Below are 18,010 nucleotides of genomic sequence, written 5' to 3' on the forward strand. Positions count from 1 at the left end.
TATTTCGAAGCCTTTTATATTTATTTAAATTTTTTCTCCAAGATTAGCTAATCATGCAGATTTATAAGTATTAATATAAGCTTTAATTTAAAATAAAAGCTGATTAATGATGATGACCATGTGGATGTGTATGAAACAAATGCATTAATAAAGCCAAGGAAACTCCTAAAATAACCAATCCAATTTTTGACCAGTTAATATTGTGATTTTTATTGCTTTCGAAAATAATAACCGATGAAATATGAAGAAAAATACCACCTACAATTGCCAGGAAATATGGTTGCCAATCAGGGTTGAAATAATTTCCAAGCAACATTCCCATTGGTGAGGCTAGAGCGAATAAAGCCACAATTAATAAGGAAGGATAAGACGCTTTTGAACCTGAACGGTTAAACAAGAACGCACCCAAAATAAACGAAATAGGAAGATTGTGAAACAAAATTCCTAAAAGATAAGGCGAAAGAGGATTGGTTTCATTTGCCAAAGGAATTCCCTCGATAAACGCATGAATAAACAATCCGACCATCAAGGCAACAGGTAAAATATTGCTGCTTTCATTATGATGATGGAAATGCCCGTGCTCAAAACCTTTTGTTAACGCTTCTAAAATCATTTGAAGCAGAACACCGCCAATCACGAAGATTCCCAGATTTTCACTGACATCAGAAGTGTAAACTTGTGGAAAAACTTCATTCAGGCAAATGGTAATCAGAAAACCGGCACTTAGAATCAACAGATTTTTTGCAAACTGTTCTTTTTTACCAAAGAGTTTTCCGAGAAAAACGCCGGCAATAACGCTTAAAATTAATAATATTATAATCATTTCAAAATGGTAATAGTAAACAATAGAGAACAATCAATAGATTTAAAACTGTAAAAGCTATATGAATTTGATAGCTGTATTTATCTTTAAAAATGTTCTTTAGAAAAATTAAAATAGTTCCAACAATTAATAATATGCCAGAAATAACAAATGGTAAAGGAGGTGTATGACTATCAATAAACCCAAATTTTACTCCAAAAAATATAGAGCTTAAAGTCAGAACGATGAAAACTATATTAATCTTCACTGCAAAGTTTGATTTACTTTTTCTTAAACAAATTAATGCAACGCGGCGAAACTTCCTTTTTAAAATCATTCAACTGATAATCTCCCCAAATTTTCACTCTTTCAAATCCACATTCTGAAGCATAATTTTCAATCGTTTCTAGGGTGTGAAGTTTTACTTTTTCAAAAAAATGTTTAGCTTCTCCATCAATTTCAAAACGAATGTCTTTAATGATGTGTCTGCCTTCAATTTTTTTAGAAATATGAAAATCAATTCCTTCTCTGTGAATTGTAGTTTCCGGAACCAAATTTCTTGTTACAAATTCTTCATTCAGATAATCCAGAACAAAAAAACCTTCCGGTTTTAGGGCATTGTAAACTGATTTAAAAACATTTCTGTCATCCGTCTCGTTGTCAAAATACCCAAAGCTGGTAAAGAGATTGAAAACTGCATTTACAGGTTCAGAATCAATAGGATTTCTCATATCATGAACTTTGAAAGTTAAACTTTCATTTTCAAACTGCTTGTCAAACTCAATACTTTGTTGAGAAAGGTCTAAACCAAGCACATCATAGCCCAATTTATTAAGAAAAACCGAGTGTCTTCCTTTTCCGCACGCAAGGTCGATTATTTTTGAAGATTGAGGCAGCTGAAGCTCCTGAGTGAGTTTTGTGATGAAGTTTTCTGCTTCCGTGTAGTCTCTGTTACTGTAAAGCAAATGATAATAAGGCGTATCAAACCAAGATTCAAACCATTCCATAATGCAAAAATAACTAAATTTGCGGTGTTAAAAGAAAAGTATTTTAAATATTAAGGTATTGAAAAATTCAATTTATTAATAAAATGAAACGCTAATTCTTTGATTTTTAAATAGTTAAATCTTTTAATGATAACTTATGGATACAGAAAATATTAAAATTCAGATAAAAACATTCTTCGGATTAGAAACAGTTTTAGGTGAAGAAATCAAAAAACTGGGTGGAAGAAACGTTGAACTTAAAAATCGTGCAGTCAATTGTGAGGGAGATTTAGGTTTTCTTTATAAAATCAATTATTCGGCAAGAACGGCTTTGAAGATTCTTGTGCCGATTGATGAATTTAAAGCATATAACGAAACAAAATACTACGACAGGCTTTTCAAATTTGAATGGGATGAGTTTATGGATGTCAACCAGACTTTTGCTATAGATTCTACAGTAAATTCTGAAAGATTCAGTCATTCCCAGTTCATGACTTTCAAAATGAAAGATGCGATTGTAGATTATTTCCAAAATAAGTACGGAAGAAGACCGAGCATTGAAACAAAATCTCCGGATATTAAATTTCATCTTCATATCGACAGAGAATTGGTGACGATTTCTTTAGATTCTTCGGGTGATGCTTTATTTAAAAGAGGGTACAGAAGAGAGCAGGGTGAAGCACCAATCAACGAAGTTTTGGCAAGCGGAATGCTTCAGTTGGCAGGTTGGGACGGAAAAGGGAATTTGCTTGATCCGATGTGCGGATCCGGAACGCTTTTGATAGAAGCTGCGATGATTGCTATGGATTTGCCGGCACAGCTTTACAGAAGAAGATTTGCTTTCCAAAACTGGAAAAATTATGATGATGATTTATTTGCTACGATAAAGCAACATCGTGTAGACAGAATCAGAGAATTTCACGGAAAAATCGTGGGTTACGATATCGACGGAAGAATGCTGGATGCTGCAAGAACCAATGTAGAATCTGCGGAAATGGAAGACGTTATCGAAGTAAGAAGAGAAAACTTCTTTGATACCAAAAAAGATATGTTCCCGTTGTTGATGGTTTTCAATCCGCCTTATGATGAGAGAATTTCAATTAATGATGACGATTTCTATAAGAAAATAGGAGATACGTTTAAGACAAGTTACCCAAATACTTTGGCTTGGCTGATTTCTTCAGATCTTGATGCTCCAAAGAAAATAGGATTGCGACCTTCAAGAAAAATCAAGCTTTTCAACGGAAAACTGGAAACCAGATTTTTGCAGTACGAAATGTATGAGGGAACGAAGAAGTTGCATAAACTAGAGAATAAAGAAGAGTAAAAATGTCTCTGAATATTTTTGAGATTATTGAAGGTATTGTCGATTTCGTTTGTCTTTTGACAGATTATACTTCGTCAGATTCTAATAATAGCGGCAAAAAATTCAGAAAAAATTCAAAATACACAGTCGAATTGTGGAGTGGAGGCTTTTTTATAATTGCCTCCATTTTGTTTTTAATTGTATTTAAAAATCCTTTGCCAGATAAAGATTTTATACAAACCATTTTAGTTTGCATTTTGATAGGTTTGGTTTTGTCTTTTGTGGTGTTTTTTTCTCTATTTCACTTAGGTCTTTATTATTTCAGGAGTGTATTTGAGTTTCTGCTTTTCAGCGGAACATTCATTTTATTAATGATTGCACTTGTTTTGTATGTGTATTTTAAATCAAATTTGTTTAGTATTTAAATTAGAATAAATTGAATCCTACCATTTCCATTGTTGTCGCCATATTTAACCGAAAAGACGAGCTTTTTGAGCTTCTCAATTCATTAACCTTTCAAACGGATAAAGCTTTTGAAATTATCATTGTGGATGACGGTTCATTGATCGATCTGAAACCAACCATTGGTAATTTTGATGGAATTTTAGATATTAAATATTTTAGAAAAGACAATTCAGGTCCCGGTTTATCGAGAAATTACGGTTCAAAAAGAGCTTCCAATGAATGGCTTGTTTTTGTAGACAGCGATGTGATTGTGGAGAAAGATTATATTCAAAATATTAAAAAGGATATTCTTACCATTCCTTGTGATGCTTTTGGTGGGGCAGATAAGGCGCATAAAGGCTTTAATCTGATGCAGAAAGCGATTTCTTACTCTATGACTTCAGTTTTTACAACAGGTGGAATCAGAGGGAATAAAAAGGCAGTTTCAAAATTTCAGCCCAGAAGTTTCAATATGGGAGTGAAGAAAGAAGTTTTTGAGAAGGTTGGAGGTTTTTCTGAAATGAGGATTGGTGAAGACCCGGATTTATCGATGACGCTTTGGGAAAACGGTTTTTCAACTGCGTTTTTTGATAATATCGCTGTGTATCATAAACGTCGTGTAGATTTTGGGAAATTTTCAAAACAGGTGTATCAGTTCGGTTGTGCAAGACCGATTTTAAATCAGAGACATCCGAAATATGTGAAAATATCTTTTGCATTTCCAACATTGTTTCTGCTGGGATATGTTTTAGGTTTTATTGAATATTTCATTCTTGGACGAGGGATTATTCTGGCATTTTACGGACTCTATACTTTCATGGTTTTAATACACTCCCTGATTGTGACAAAGAACATTGCAATCGCCGGAATGGCGGTTATTTCGACTTATATTCAAATGTTCTCTTACGGCTACGGTTTTTTAAAATCGTGGATTTTGCTGAATGTTTTCAGAATGAAACCTGAAAATGCTTTCCCGAAACATTTTCATAAAAATTAATAGATTTAATTATTCAAAAAATATTTCTAAAAAAAAATAAATGCTGTTGAAAGTTCAACAGCATTTATTAATCAAGATGTATAAATAGTTTCATGGTGTAGAACGCCAGTTTTGAGCATGCATTCTTTCATTTTTTTATAAGTTCGCTCGATGTCGTGGTCGAGGCCTATAGAGAATCGTATAAGTCCGTCTGAAATTCCCATTTCTTCGCGTTCGTCTTCCGGTATTTCAGATGAGGTTGAGCTTCCGGAGCATGAGAATAATGTTTTGTAAAATCCTAAACTCACCGCAAGATATCCAAGATTTTCGTGCTGCATCATTTCCATTAGTTCGTTCGCTTTTTCAGTCGTTCCGGCGTCCACAGTGAGAAGTCCGCCAAAACCATATTCTCTCTGCATCATACTCTTCATCAGCTCATGATTTTTGTGTGATCGTAAACCTGGATAAGAAACTTTCAATCCATCATTTTCAAATCTTTCAGCAAGATACATTGCGTTGTGGCTGTGCTGTTTCATTCTGATGTGAAGCGTTCTCAGGTTTTTAAGAATACTTGCAGATCTGAAGCTGTCCATCGTAGGGCCAAGAAGCATACAGGCTCCGTTGTTCACATTTTTGGTGTCATTAATAAATTCTTGTGTACCACAATAAACTCCGCCAACCGTATCACTGCTACCATTAATAAATTTAGTTAAACTGTGAATGACAATATCAGCACCTAAAAGACTTGGTGAAATGGAAAGCGGAGAAAAAGTATTGTCTACTATAAGTTTTAAATTATGTTTTTTGCAAATTGAGGAAAGTTTTCTAAGGTCAGCTACTTCCAGAAGCGGATTGCTCACACTTTCGCAATAAATTATTTTTGTGTTGGGCTGAATAGCATTTTCAATCGACTCAAAATTATTGATGTCAACAAAAGTTGTGTCAATATTGAACGGTGGAAGAAAGTTTTTTAGAAAAGCATACGTTCCGCCATAGATTGTTCTGCTGGAGATGATATGGTCACCACTCTTACAAACCTGCATCAGTACAGAGGTGATAGCACCCATTCCGGAAGCAGTCACATTAGCCGTTTCTGTATTTTCCATTTTAGCCAAGGCCTGAGAAAGATAAAGATTCATCGGTGAAGAATGTCTTGAATATAAATAACAGCCATCGGCATTCCCTTCAAAAGTATCAAACATGGTTTTTGCAGAAAGAAAAGTATAGGTAGAGCTGTCTGAGATTGATGGATTTACTCCTCCAAATTCTCCAAAATATTGCAAATCCTGTATTTCGTTTGCTGCATTAAAATTATCCATATTTTTTTGTTTTAAAAGTGGATCATTTTATATTTTATTACAACATATAATTCATTATTTAGATTTTAAATCTATAAAAATTAAATTTTGATGATAAAAAGTCTATTCAATTTAAATTTAATAAATTTAACCAAAAAATTTTCTATGCAATTTGACGAAACAGATAAAAAACTGCTGCTTTTTCTACAACAAGACTGTAAGCAAACCACCAAAGAGCTGTCTTACAAACTCGGTTTGTCAATTACTGCAGTTTATGAACGTGTTAGAAAACTTGAAAACAACGGAGTAATTTCAAAATATGTGGCCATTTTAGATAAAACAAAAATTGATAAAAACTTCATTATTCTTTGTCATGTGAAATTGACTCAGCATAAAAAAGAATACGTACTTCGTTTTGAAAAAGAAGTGATGACTTTAGATGAGGTGACGGAATGCTTTCATGTAAGTGGTGATTACGATTATATTCTAAAAATTTGTGTGAAAGACATGGAAGATTACCGCAATTTTATGCTTACTAAGCTTACCACAATTCAGCATATTGCGAGTACCCAAAGTTCGTTCACTATTTCTGAAGTGAAAAATACGACCGAATTGGTTTTATAATTTATTTAAACTAAAACTCCATTTTTAGAAGCTATCGGTTCCGGAAGGTCTTCATGTTCACCGATCATTTGAAGAAGGTCGATCTCAATAGTTCGGCAAATCGACAGCATTGGAATGTCAAACATTAATCCACCGAAAGGGTTTTCAGAATAATCACCGACGAGTTCCATAATGATATAAATCCACCCAACAATCACACAGAACGGAATACACGTCCAGATTCCCCAATCCCCCAATTTACTAAATTCACTTACTAAACCTAGTGGCAAAAGGATAATGAAAATAACAATAAAGATAAATCCTGAATTGGCAAACTGCCTTGGAGAAGGGAATTTTTTAATTCTTTCTGCCTGTCCTTGATAATCATAAAAATCATTCAGACAATTTTGAAGCTGCATCTGATCAAAGTCTGTGATAACTTTTTTATTTTTTAAATAATTTAAATCTTTTGCCTGTTTTGAATTAAGAAAAGTTGCAAAATTTTTATAATCTTCCTGTACTTTCAATTCATCTTCCGAAAGGTATTTTTGTTGAAAAAGGTGCGTTCTTACATAATCAGGAAAACCTGCTTTTATCAAGCGGTTTCTTTTGGTATTAATTTCTCCGAAATGTCGGTCAAGACTCATGTGTTCCCATTCTGTCGGTATTAAGAGCTGCTCTCTCAAGGTATACAACCACGCAATGTGACGGTAGACCAATTGTTTTTTAAAGTCTTTAATGTAATGCATTTCGCCTTTTTCGGTATCAAAAGCATACAACATTGATGTGAATGATCGGCTGGAGTTGACAATAGCACCCCAAATTTTTCTTGCTTCCCAAAGTCGGTCATACGCCTGATTACTTTTAAAACCAACGAAAAATGCAACTGCCGTACCTACCAAAGTAAGTGGTACGAGAGGAATTGTCATCCATTGCCATTCGAAAAAGTAATATATGGCAGCGACAAATGTGCTCCATGCAGTTAGCCAGATAAGATGCATCCCTGCAAGATTCGCAATCTGTTTGTAATTGAAATATTTTGTTGTGATCATTTTAATGAATTAATAAATCCAAGTTAACAAAAAACGTACAAAAAAACCTCTAAAAATATTTTAGAGGTTTTAATTTTTAATATTTCAACATTTCGTCGATCTTCTTCGATAGCTTTTCAGCATTCGGAAGCATTTCCTTTTCTAAAATTAAATTGATCGGAACTGCGGGAGTATCAAGCGATCCCATCGTTTCTACAGGAGCGTCAAGATATTTAAAGCAATTCTTAGAAATTCTATGTGCAAAAGCTTCAGCGAAAGAATTATTCAATTGTTCTTCAGTTAAAACGATACATTTTCCGTGTGCTTTTACTCTTTCAAAAACCAATTCTTCATCCAATGGAATAATGGTTCTCAAATCTATTACTTCTACTTTACCACCGAAGTTTTTTACAGCTTCTTTTGCCCAATAAACACCCATTCCGTAAGTGACTACGACAACTGTGTTTCCTTTTTTAATCTCATTTTCGTCAGCTTCTATAACGATTTTTCCTTTTCCGAAAGGTAAAATGTAATCTTCTGCTGGTTCTATGGTTTTTGCATCTTCAGTTCCCGGGACTTTGCTCCAGTATAAACCTTTATGCTCCAACATCACAACCGGATTTGGGTCGTAGTAAGCTGCTTTCAATAAACCTTTAAAATCGGCTGCGTTGCTTGGATAAGCGATTTTAATTCCTTTAATGTTGGCTAAAATACTTTCAACACTTCCACTATGGTAAGGTCCGCCACCACCGTAAGCTCCAATCGGAACCCTGATGATATTGCTTACAGGAAACTTCCCGTTGCTTAAATAATTTGATTTTGAAATTTCCGTAATCAATTGGTTGATCCCAGGATAAATATAATCGGCAAACTGAACCTCAACAATTGGCTTCAAACCAACTGCGCTCATTCCGGTTGTAGAACCAATGATATACGCTTCCTGAATGGCTGTATTGAAAACTCTTTTGCTTCCGAATTTTTTACCTAAAGTCACCGTCTCACGGAAAACTCCACCGATTCTTTCGCCAACATCTTGTCCGTACAACAATGCTTCAGGATGTTTCCACATAATTTCCTGGATGGCGTGAATGGCTGCATCAACCATTACGATTTTTTCGCCACCTTCAGGTTCGCGCGTTCCCACTTCTTCCGTAATCGGAGTAGGTGCGAAAATATGTTGCATCACGGTTTCAGGCTTCGGATCTTCGGCTTTTTGCGCTCTTTCGAATGCTTCCTCAGCTTCCAATCTTGCCTTTTTTGTGATTTGCTTTAATAATTCTTCGTCTGTACCAGATTCAAGCAATTGATTTCGAAGGATTTCTCCCGGATCTTTTGCTCTGTGTTTGGTTAAATCTTCTTCATCTCTATAGAATTCTCTTCTCACTCCCGAAGTATGATGACCAATCAAAACTGTTTTTGCGCAGACAACCAAAGGTTTTCTTTCGGTTCTCACGAAATCAACAGCTTTTTTCATTATGTCAAAACTTTCAACAAAATCGGTTCCGTCAACTCTCATTCTTCCTAAACCTTCAAATCCGGCAACGAAATCATAAGCGTCACAAGTTCTAGCTTCTTCTTTGGTTACAGAAATTCCCCATTCGTTATCCTGAACCAAGAAAATAATAGGAAGTTGGTGTAAGGCAGCAAACTGAAGAGCTTCACTTACTTCGCCTTCCGTTACAGAATTATCTCCCAAACTGCAGATTACGACAGGATTATTTTCAAATTGTTCTAAATTAAAATCCTGAATATATTTGATTCCTTGTGCAACGCCTGTTGTAGGAATGGTCTGCATTCCGGTCGCGGAACTTTGGTGGATGATCTTCGGCATATTTTCGTTTCTGCTCGAAGGGTGAGAATAATACGATCTTCCACCTGAAAAAGGGTCATCAGCTTTAGCCAGCAATTGAAGCATCAATTGATAAGGCTCAAAACCAATTCCCAACAAAATACTTTCATCTCTGTAATATGGAGAAACCCAGTCTTCTTTTTTCAACTGATAAGCAGTGGCCAACTGAATCGCTTCATGCCCTCTTGAAGTACTGTGTACATATTTACAAACATTTCTGTTTTCTTCGTAGATGTCTGCCATTGCTTTGGCAAGCATCATGTGGTTATAAGCTTTAAGTAAAATATCCTGTGAAACTTTTTCGTGAAGTGTATTTTCCATAGAAAGCAAAGATAAACATAATTTGGATTTCAAAAAATAAAAGCCTAACAATTGATAGGTAGTTGAATCAATTATTTGAATGTTAGTTCATTAAATAATTGAAATAATGAAATTTTAAACATTATTTCAGGAAAAATGATTCAGTTTATAGTTAATATCAATTTCCAAAAACTCATTAAAAAACAAAAAAATGCAGTAACTTTACTGACTATTTTCTCATTAAAAAGTTAGAAAAAAATACATGTATTTAGTTTTTGACACAGAAACCACAGGTTTACCGAAAAATTTCAATGCACCGCTTTCAGATTCAGACAACTGGCCAAGAATGGTTCAGATTGCCTGGCAACTGCATGATGATGACGGTAATTTGCTTGAAAATCAAGATTATATAATTAAACCGGAAGGTTATGATATACCATTTAATGCTGCAAGAATTCACGGGATTACAACCAAAATTGCCAATGAAGAAGGCCGTGATCTGCAAGAAATTTTAGAAGAGTTTTCTAAAGTTTTAGAGCGCGTAAGAGTAGTTTCTGGACACAATGTAGAGTTCGATTACAACATCGTTGGAGCTGAATTTTTCAGAAAAAATATTCAGGATAATCTTCAGCAAAAGCCAAAAGCCGACACGATGATTCTGGGAACAGATTATTGTCAGCTTGGCGGTGGAAGAGGAGGAAGATATAAATCTCCCAAATTGGAAGAATTATATGAAAAATTGTACGGTCATAAATTTGACGAAGCTCATAATGCAGCAGCCGACGTAAATGCAACTGCTCAGGTTTTCTTCGAAATGATGCGTATCGGAATTATTCCCGCTGAGGTTTTAAAAACTTCGGAGGATCAGCTTGCTTATTTTAAAACGCTGCATCCAAATCCGATAAAACCTTTTGGAATTATTATCAGAAGACAGGTTGCTGATTTTAACAATAAGAAAAAGCAATCCGATGTTGGTAGTATTGATGATATTGATTTAGGTAGATATTTCAATTTCGATAATAAAAGTGTTTTTTCAACATTAACGGCAACTTCAAGCATTAATGACTTAATTAATAAAGCTACTGAAGATCAATTTCCGGCAGTTGGAATGGTAGATCTGGGGAATATGATGGGAGCTTTCAAATTCGTTTCTGCTGTTGAGTCTACCAACTCTGATCGTTCAAAAAAGCATAAAGAATTTTTAGCTAAAAAACAGGAAGCTGAAGAAAACGGAACGGAATTTAATGAAATCGAACCTCTTTCAGAACCTTTAATTCCTGTCGTAGGTTGTGAATTTTTTATATCAGACCGTTATGAACAGAAGCAGTTTACCAAAGATGATCCGGATAGAAGAACACAGGTTGTTTTACTGGCAAAAGATTTCAACGGATATAAAAATTTAGCCAAACTTTCAAGTATCGGATTTTTAAAAGGCTTCTATTTCGGAGTTCCGAGGATCAGCCGTGAATTGATTGCTGAATATAAAGAAGGATTAATCGCTTTGACTTCAGGAATCAACGGAGATATTCCAGATGCCATTTTAAATACTGGTGAGCAAAAAGGCGAGGAGCTTTTCAAATGGTGGAAAGATACTTTTAAAGATGATTTTTATGTGCAGATTCAAAATCATAAACTTCCTGAAGAGGAGCATTTGAATGATGTTCTTTTACATTTTGCAGATAAGTATAACGTTAAAATTTTAGCACAAAATCAAACCTATTACACCAATAAAGACGATTCTAATATTCAGGATATTGTAAGCTGTATAAAAGATGGTGAAAAGCTGACAACACCTGTAGGAAAAGGTTTCGGGAAAAGAAGAGGATTGGCTAGCGGCGAATATTATATTAAAAATGCCCACGAAATCAAGGAGACTTTTCTGAATTACCCTGATGCGTTTGATGCATACGAAGAGTTTACGGCAAAATTCAGTCCTTATACTTTAAAAAGAGATGTTCTCTTGCCTAAATTTGATATTCCAGATGAATTTATTCATCCAGAAGATGAAATTGATGGCGGAAAACGTGGCGAGATGGCGTATTTGACACATCTTACTTATGAAGGTGCTAAAAAAAGATATACAGAAACAGGAATTACTGACGAAATCAAAGAACGTCTGGATTTTGAACTGGAAGTAGTTGCCAACACAGGGTATCCGGGTTACTTTTTGATTGTACAGGATTTCTGTAACGAAGCCCGAAATATGGGGGTTTGGGTAGGACCCGGTCGTGGTTCTGCAGCGGGTTCCGTAGTGGCTTACTGCACAGGAATTACCAATGTTGATCCCATTAAATATGATCTCCTATTTGAGAGATTCCTGAACCCTGAAAGGATTTCAATGCCCGATATTGACATCGATTTTGACGATGAAGGTCGTGATAAAATCATCAAATGGGTTGTTGAAAAATACGGGAAAAATCAAGTAGCGCAGATTATCACATATTCAGTTTTGGGTGGAAAATCGGCTATTAAAGATGCCGGAAGAGTTTTAGATCTTCCAATTCCTGATACCAATAATATTGCGAAATTAATTCCTCCAAGTCCGGGGATGAATATTGCGAAAGCTTTATCTAAATATGATAAGCTAAAACCCGAAGAACAGCAGCTTGTCGATGAGATGAAGTATGTTCTTAATACACCTGATGATAACCGTCACGATGTTTTGGCAAGTGCCAAAAAGATGGAAGGTTGTATCAGAAATACAGGAATTCATGCTTGTGGTGTAATTATTACGCCCGAAGATGTCAGTAATCTGGTTCCGGTAACGATTGCGGCAAAAGATGCTGATATTTTGGTTTCTCAGTTTGACAACTCGGTGGCGGAAAGCGCAGGGCTTCTGAAGATGGACTTTTTGGGTCTAAGAACACTGACAATTATTAAAGATGCATTAAAACTTGTAAAGCAAAGGCATAACATTGATATCAATCCTGATGAGATTCCGCTGGATGATGCCAAAACCTATCAATTGTTTAAAGAAGGGAGAACGGTTGGGATTTTCCAATATGAAAGTCCGGGAATGCAAAAGTATATGCGTGAACTGAAGCCAACTGTTTTTGCCGATTTGATTGCCATGAACGCACTGTATCGCCCTGGCCCCATCAAGTATATTCCAAATTTTATCAACAGAAAGCACGGAATTGAAGAAATTATTTATGACTTACCGGAAACTGAAGAATATTTAAAAGAAACCTACGGAATTACCGTTTATCAGGAACAGGTAATGCTTTTGTCTCAAAAATTAGCCAATTTTACAAAAGGTGAAGCCGATACTTTGAGAAAGGCGATGGGTAAAAAACAGATCGAAGTTCTGAATAAAATGTACCCGAAATTCATCGAAGGCGGTAGAAAAAATAACCTTGATGAAGGACCTTTAGAAAAAATATGGAATGACTGGAAAGCCTTTGCAGAATATGCTTTTAACAAATCCCACTCGACCTGTTATGCTCTGATTGCTTATCAAACGGCATACTTAAAGGCAAATTATCCCGCAGAATATATGGCGAGTGTAATGAGTAACAATATTAACAATACAGAATCGATTACCATGTTTATGGAAGATTGTAAAAGTATTGGCGTTGATGTTTTGGGACCGGATGTGAATGAATCTCACTATAAATTTTCGGTAAATGAAAAAGGGCAGATCCGCTTTGGATTGGGGGCAATAAAAGGAATCGGAGAAGGGCCGAGCGAAGGGATTACGAAAGAAAGAGCAAATGGAAGATTTAAAAACATTTATGATTTTTTTGAAAGGATCTTACCGTCTCAAATGAATAAAAGAGTGGCGGAAAGTTTGGTTTTGGCTGGAGCTTTTGATGAGTTTAATATGTATCACAGAGGTCAGTATTTTGACATTGATATGGCGGGAAGAACAAATCTGGAGCGATTAATCAGATACGGACAAAGTTTTCAGGAGAGTAAAAATGAGATGGAAAATTCTCTTTTTGCTGATTTTGCGGAAGAAGTTCAAATAGAGCAACCCAAATTATTGCCTTGTCCGGAATGGCCAAACATGCATAAATTAAATAAAGAAAAAGAAATCATCGGGTTCTATCTTTCTGCACATCCGCTCGATGAATTTAAATATCATTACCAGTTTATGCAGGGTAAGCTTTCTAAAAAAGCGGTTCTTGAAAAAGAAGATGAGGTAAAAGTAGTAATCGATGAAGTTGTTCCGATCTTGGAAGCAGACGATAAAGATGAAACGATAGATATTACAGAGATTATTTCAGATGATATTGTTGCCGGTGAAGAAGAAATCATAGAAGAAGTTACAAAAAAAGCAGAACCAAAAGGAAATTTTGGATTTTTAAATCTGGATGAGGTTGATGCTTATAAGGAACAGGCTTTTGCCAACAAACCTCCGGAATTATTTGAAGAAAAAAAGAAAGATTGGAAAACCCTTCAGAAAGAAAGAGAAAATGGCGGTAGCGGAAAAGAATATACTGTTGCTGGTTTGATAACGGAATATGTAGTGAAAGATGGTTTTAAAAGTGGCGAAAAAGTGGCATTCTTAACTGTGGAAGATTATTCCGGCTCATATTCTTTCAGGTTAGGCGACCGGGATTATATGCGTCTGAAAGAGAAATTGGAAGTTCAGCGTTTCGTTATATTAAAGATAAAATTTGCCCAGGTAAAAGATGGGCGTGTTTTCGTCAATGTAGTTGATGTTATCGAACTTCAGGAAGCATTTGAAAAGTATGCAAAAAGTATTTCGCTGGTTATGGATGTGATGGATTTCAGGAGAGAAGATTTAGAGTTTTTCAGAAATGTTCTCGATCAAAATAAAGGAAATCAAAAATTCAAATTTTTAATCAAAAATTCAGAAGAAAATTCAGATATGGAATTACAATCAATGAGATATTCTGTTGATTTAAATGGAGATTTGATTAAAGAAATTCAATTGTTGAATAAATATGAGTTTTATCTTAACTAAATGATTACAATTTAAAAATGATAAAAAGTGGCTTTTTAGTCACTTTTTTAGTTTGTAATAATTATAAATTGGTGAGAAATCAATAATTCAAATTTTATTGATTAATTTTTTTTTAATTTAAGTTATTGTGTATGAATAATTTATATTTTTATGTATGTTTAAGTTTAAAAATAATTAAATGTATGTTTAATAATTATTTAATTATTTAAAGGGTTTTAAGAATTTTTGTATAAAAAATTAAGATATTTTTTGATTTGTAATGCAAATATTTAGTAATTTCACCCTCTAATTTTAATTTAACTAAGTATGAGAAAACTACAATTATTTTTTTTAATGATGGTTTTTTGTGTGTCTGTGAATTTCAGTGCTCAAAATACCTGTGTGGATGCGATTCCTATTACCAGTCTCCCGTTTTCCAGTGGTGCTCAAACTACTTGCGGAACGGGGAATGATTATGCTGCTGGAACTTTTACTTCGGATTACGGTGGTGGTGAAGATTATGTTTATTCAATTGAGATAACGAATGCTCCAATTACATTAGGTTTTGCTTTAGGAGGAGCTGCAACATGGAAAGTAGCTTCTGTGCATTCTGCATGTGCACCTACTCTTGCGAATAGCATTGGAAGTGTTAAAACTAGCAGTGGTACTACGGCTAGTGGCGGAATAACTTTTCCGACAAATGGAACATATTATATAATTGTTGATACTTGGCCAACACCTAATTGTGGTGCATTTACTCTTAATATTACACCTCCTCCAGCATGCGCTACCTTAACAGCGCCTTCGAATGGCTCAACTGTAAATACATTAAGTCCTAGCTTAACATGGACTGCACCAACAACAGGAGTAGCACCAACAGGTTATAAAGTTTATTTTGGAACAACAAACCCACCTACAACTTTAGCAAGTACTGTGACTGCACCTACTACTTCTTATACTGCTACTCTTACGAATTACAATACGCCATATTATTGGTATGTGGTTCCTGTGAGTGGTGCTGCTGAGGCAACAGGTTGCAATTCTAATGTTTGGTCGTTTACGAGCCCACCACCACCACCACCACCTGCAAATGATGATTGTGTAAATGCTGTGACATTAACAGTTAATCCTGATTACTTATGTGGCGTAAAAACTTCAGGAACAACGGTTGGAGGAACTCCTTCAGCAGAAATTGCAGCGACTTGTGCGGCAACGGGTACTAATGATGATGTTTGGTTTAAATTTACAGCAACTAATACTGCTCATAGGATTGTAATTTCCAATGTGTCAGGATCTACAGATATGGCAATGGCTATCTATAGTGGTAATTGCGGAAGTTTAGTAAGTGTACAATGTAGTGATCCTAATACTATGAATGTAACGGGATTAACAGTTGGTCAAGAATATAAAGTGAGGGTATGGACTTATACTGCAACAGCAACAACTAACGCAACATTTGATATTTGTGTTGGAACTCTACCTCCGCCACCGGTAAACGATGATTGTGCAGGTGCTATAGCTTTGACAGTAAACCCAGACCTTTTATGTGGAGCTGTAACTTCGGGTAATACCCAAAGTGCAACAGCTTCTACAGAGACTGCGCCTACTTGTGCGGCAACGGGTACTAATGATGATGTTTGGTTTAAATTTACAGCAACGAGTGTTGCTCACAGAGTTATACTTTCTAACGTATCTGGAACTACTGATATGGCAATGGCTGCTTATAGTGGTGCTTGTGGAAGTTTAGTGCAAGTTCTATGTAGTGATCCTAATACAATGGATTTAACTGGATTAACAGTTGGTCAAGAATATAAAGTAAGAGTATGGACTTTAACATCAACAGCAACAACTGTTGCATCATTTGATATTTGTGTTGGAACGCTACCTCCGCCTCCAGCAAATGACAACTGTGCTAATGCTGTAGTATTGACTTCAAGTGCTAATGCAATTTGTGTAGCAACTGTGTCTGGAACTACATTTAACGCAACTGCTTCTGTTGATGCGCTTGCTCCATGTACCGGAGTTGCAGATGATGATGTTTGGTATTCTTTTGTTGCAACAAGTACGGCGCATACCGTTACTTTATCTAATGTGGTTTCTGTAGGAACTACATCAAGTACGGCATTGAACCTTCAAGTTCTTTCAGGTGCTTGTGGTGCTTTAACAAGTGTACTTTGTGATACAACTTCGGCTTCTCCTGCAGCATTGACAGGATTAACGGTAGGGAATACTTATTTTGTAAGAGTATATAATAATGCTACAGGATCACTTGCAAATGCAAATACATTTAATATTTGTGTTACTACAACACCTCCTCCTCCAATAAATGACGATTGTGCAGGTGCAATAATAGTTACACCAAATACAACTCCGGTTGCTGGAACTACGGTAAGTGCAACACAAAGTACAGGAACTGCTCCCACTTGTTCGGCAACAAGTATTAACGATGATGTTTGGTATAGCTTTACAGCAACATCTGCAACACATTTAGTAACTGTATTGTATTCTGATAACGCTACTGCAACCCAAGTTTATTCTGGTTCATGTGGAAGCTTAGTGGCTGTAGCATGTTTCTCAGGTGCTTATGGTAATTCAAATATATTGCTCCCTGCTCTTACAGTGGGTAATACTTATTATGTGAGAATTTATTCTACGAGTGCAACTGTAGGTGTAACTTCTAACTTCACAATTGCTGTATCTACACCTGTTGTGCCTACTAATGATACGTGTGCAACTGCAACTGCAATTGCTTGTGGAGGCACCATAACAGGAAATAATGCTTTGGCTGCAGATGAAACATTACCAACTTCTACTTGTGGTGCTACAACTACAACAGCAAATTATAAAGGTGTTTGGTATACAGTTACGGCGGTTGCTAATGGTCCAATAACGATTGATGCTTGTGGGTCTAAGTTTGATTCTTATTTAAGGGTTTATACTGGAAGCTGTGCTTCTCTTACTTGTTTTGCAAATACTGACGGTGTTGGTTATGCGGATTCAGGATGTACAGTAACACTTTATAATGCTCCAAAACTTACCTTTAATGGGGTGGCAGGTACTACTTATTATGTTTTATTTAGTAGCTATGATGCGGCGCAAATGGGAGATTACTCGCTAGCTATTACTCAAGATTGTACAGTTTTAGGAACAGCTGATATTGTTAAAAATGACAAAGTAAAAGCATTCCCTAACCCATTTGCTGATGTATTAAACATTTCAGATGTGAAGAATGTAAAATCCATCTCAATTGTTGATATTGCTGGTAGAGTAGTGAAAACTATAGATAAACCAAGTACGTCTCTTCAATTAAGAGAATTGAATTCAGGTATGTATATGGTTATTTTAAATATGAATGATGGTTCTAGACAGACAATCAAAGCGATCAAAAAATAATCAACTTTAAATTTAAATAGAAGTAGAGACTGGATTTGTTTTCAGTCTCTATTTTTTTTAAATATATATATGTTTTTCATGAAAAGTGATGATATTTTTTAATAAATTAG

11 protein-coding genes are annotated in these 18,010 nt (G+C 35.4%); 6 read left to right on the top strand and 5 right to left on the bottom strand.

Going from position 1 to position 18,010, the window contains the following annotated elements; translation table 11 throughout:
- Positions 1–103: 103 nt before the first annotated feature.
- Both LNP04_RS18705 and LNP04_RS18710 read right to left on the bottom strand, forming a co-directional pair.
- Positions 104–823, bottom strand: coding sequence for a ZIP family metal transporter (locus LNP04_RS18705; RefSeq protein ID WP_229984396.1), 720 nt, complete (start codon positions 821–823; stop codon positions 104–106).
- Between the two features lie 260 nt (positions 824–1,083).
- The gene (locus LNP04_RS18710; protein ID WP_229984397.1) at positions 1,084–1,809 is read right to left on the bottom strand and encodes a class I SAM-dependent methyltransferase; all 726 of its coding nucleotides are present in this window, start codon (positions 1,807–1,809) and stop codon (positions 1,084–1,086) included.
- Positions 1,810–1,945: 136 nt separating this feature from the next.
- Here LNP04_RS18710 and LNP04_RS18715 point away from each other — a divergent pair, with 136 nt between their 5' ends.
- The 3 genes from LNP04_RS18715 to LNP04_RS18725 are packed head-to-tail and all read left to right on the top strand — an operon-like array spanning position 1,946 to position 4,535.
- Positions 1,946–3,115 carry a class I SAM-dependent RNA methyltransferase gene (locus LNP04_RS18715; protein WP_229984398.1) on the top strand — a complete coding sequence of 390 codons (1,170 nt, stop codon included), beginning with the start codon at positions 1,946–1,948 and terminating at the stop codon, positions 3,113–3,115.
- A gap of 2 nt (positions 3,116–3,117) precedes the next feature.
- Entirely contained in the window at positions 3,118–3,519 is a 402-nt protein-coding gene (locus LNP04_RS18720; protein WP_229984399.1) for a branched-chain amino acid ABC transporter substrate-binding protein, read from the top strand.
- 11 nt (positions 3,520–3,530) lie between these two features.
- A complete protein-coding gene (locus tag LNP04_RS18725; protein WP_229984400.1) occupies positions 3,531–4,535 on the top strand; it encodes a glycosyltransferase family 2 protein in 1,005 nt (334 codons plus the stop codon).
- A gap of 71 nt (positions 4,536–4,606) precedes the next feature.
- Here the strand turns inward: LNP04_RS18725 and LNP04_RS18730 are convergent, their stop codons facing one another.
- On the bottom strand, positions 4,607–5,833 hold the full coding sequence (locus LNP04_RS18730) for an aminotransferase class I/II-fold pyridoxal phosphate-dependent enzyme (RefSeq protein WP_229984401.1): 1,227 nt from the start codon (positions 5,831–5,833) through the stop codon (positions 4,607–4,609).
- Positions 5,834–5,977: 144 nt separating this feature from the next.
- Here LNP04_RS18730 and LNP04_RS18735 point away from each other — a divergent pair, with 144 nt between their 5' ends.
- Positions 5,978–6,436, top strand: coding sequence for an Lrp/AsnC family transcriptional regulator (locus LNP04_RS18735; protein WP_229984402.1), 459 nt, complete (start codon positions 5,978–5,980; stop codon positions 6,434–6,436).
- A gap of 5 nt (positions 6,437–6,441) precedes the next feature.
- Here LNP04_RS18735 and LNP04_RS18740 read toward each other — a convergent pair whose 3' ends face one another.
- Positions 6,442–7,467: a bestrophin family protein gene (locus tag LNP04_RS18740; RefSeq protein WP_229984403.1), complete on the bottom strand. Its 1,026-nt coding sequence runs from the start codon at positions 7,465–7,467 to the stop codon at positions 6,442–6,444.
- 76 nt (positions 7,468–7,543) lie between these two features.
- Positions 7,544–9,616 (bottom strand): thiamine pyrophosphate-dependent enzyme, encoded by a 2,073-nt coding sequence (locus tag LNP04_RS18745; RefSeq protein ID WP_229984404.1) that lies wholly within the window; start codon positions 9,614–9,616, stop codon positions 7,544–7,546.
- A gap of 241 nt (positions 9,617–9,857) precedes the next feature.
- Here LNP04_RS18745 and dnaE point away from each other — a divergent pair, with 241 nt between their 5' ends.
- Positions 9,858–14,528, top strand: coding sequence for a DNA polymerase III subunit alpha (gene dnaE, locus LNP04_RS18750; protein ID WP_229984412.1), 4,671 nt, complete (start codon positions 9,858–9,860; stop codon positions 14,526–14,528).
- A gap of 306 nt (positions 14,529–14,834) precedes the next feature.
- Positions 14,835–17,900: a T9SS type A sorting domain-containing protein gene (locus LNP04_RS18755; protein WP_229984413.1), complete on the top strand. Its 3,066-nt coding sequence runs from the start codon at positions 14,835–14,837 to the stop codon at positions 17,898–17,900.
- Positions 17,901–18,010: the final 110 nt, after the last annotated feature.

The sequence above is a fragment of the Chryseobacterium sp. C-71 genome (genome assembly GCF_020911865.1).
Taxonomy (GTDB): domain Bacteria; phylum Bacteroidota; class Bacteroidia; order Flavobacteriales; family Weeksellaceae; genus Chryseobacterium.

Coding starts and splice junctions, on each gene's coding strand:
- LNP04_RS18740 (WP_229984403.1), bottom strand. CDS start 7,467: ATGATCACAACAAAATATTTCAATTACAAACAGATTGCGAATCTTGCA.
- LNP04_RS18705 (WP_229984396.1), bottom strand. CDS start 823: ATGATTATAATATTATTAATTTTAAGCGTTATTGCCGGCGTTTTTCTC.
- LNP04_RS18710 (WP_229984397.1), bottom strand. CDS start 1,809: ATGGAATGGTTTGAATCTTGGTTTGATACGCCTTATTATCATTTGCTT.
- LNP04_RS18745 (WP_229984404.1), bottom strand. CDS start 9,616: ATGGAAAATACACTTCACGAAAAAGTTTCACAGGATATTTTACTTAAA.
- LNP04_RS18755 (WP_229984413.1), top strand. CDS start 14,835: ATGAGAAAACTACAATTATTTTTTTTAATGATGGTTTTTTGTGTGTCT.
- LNP04_RS18730 (WP_229984401.1), bottom strand. CDS start 5,833: ATGGATAATTTTAATGCAGCAAACGAAATACAGGATTTGCAATATTTT.
- LNP04_RS18715 (WP_229984398.1), top strand. CDS start 1,946: ATGGATACAGAAAATATTAAAATTCAGATAAAAACATTCTTCGGATTA.
- dnaE (WP_229984412.1), top strand. CDS start 9,858: ATGTATTTAGTTTTTGACACAGAAACCACAGGTTTACCGAAAAATTTC.
- LNP04_RS18735 (WP_229984402.1), top strand. CDS start 5,978: ATGCAATTTGACGAAACAGATAAAAAACTGCTGCTTTTTCTACAACAA.
- LNP04_RS18720 (WP_229984399.1), top strand. CDS start 3,118: ATGTCTCTGAATATTTTTGAGATTATTGAAGGTATTGTCGATTTCGTT.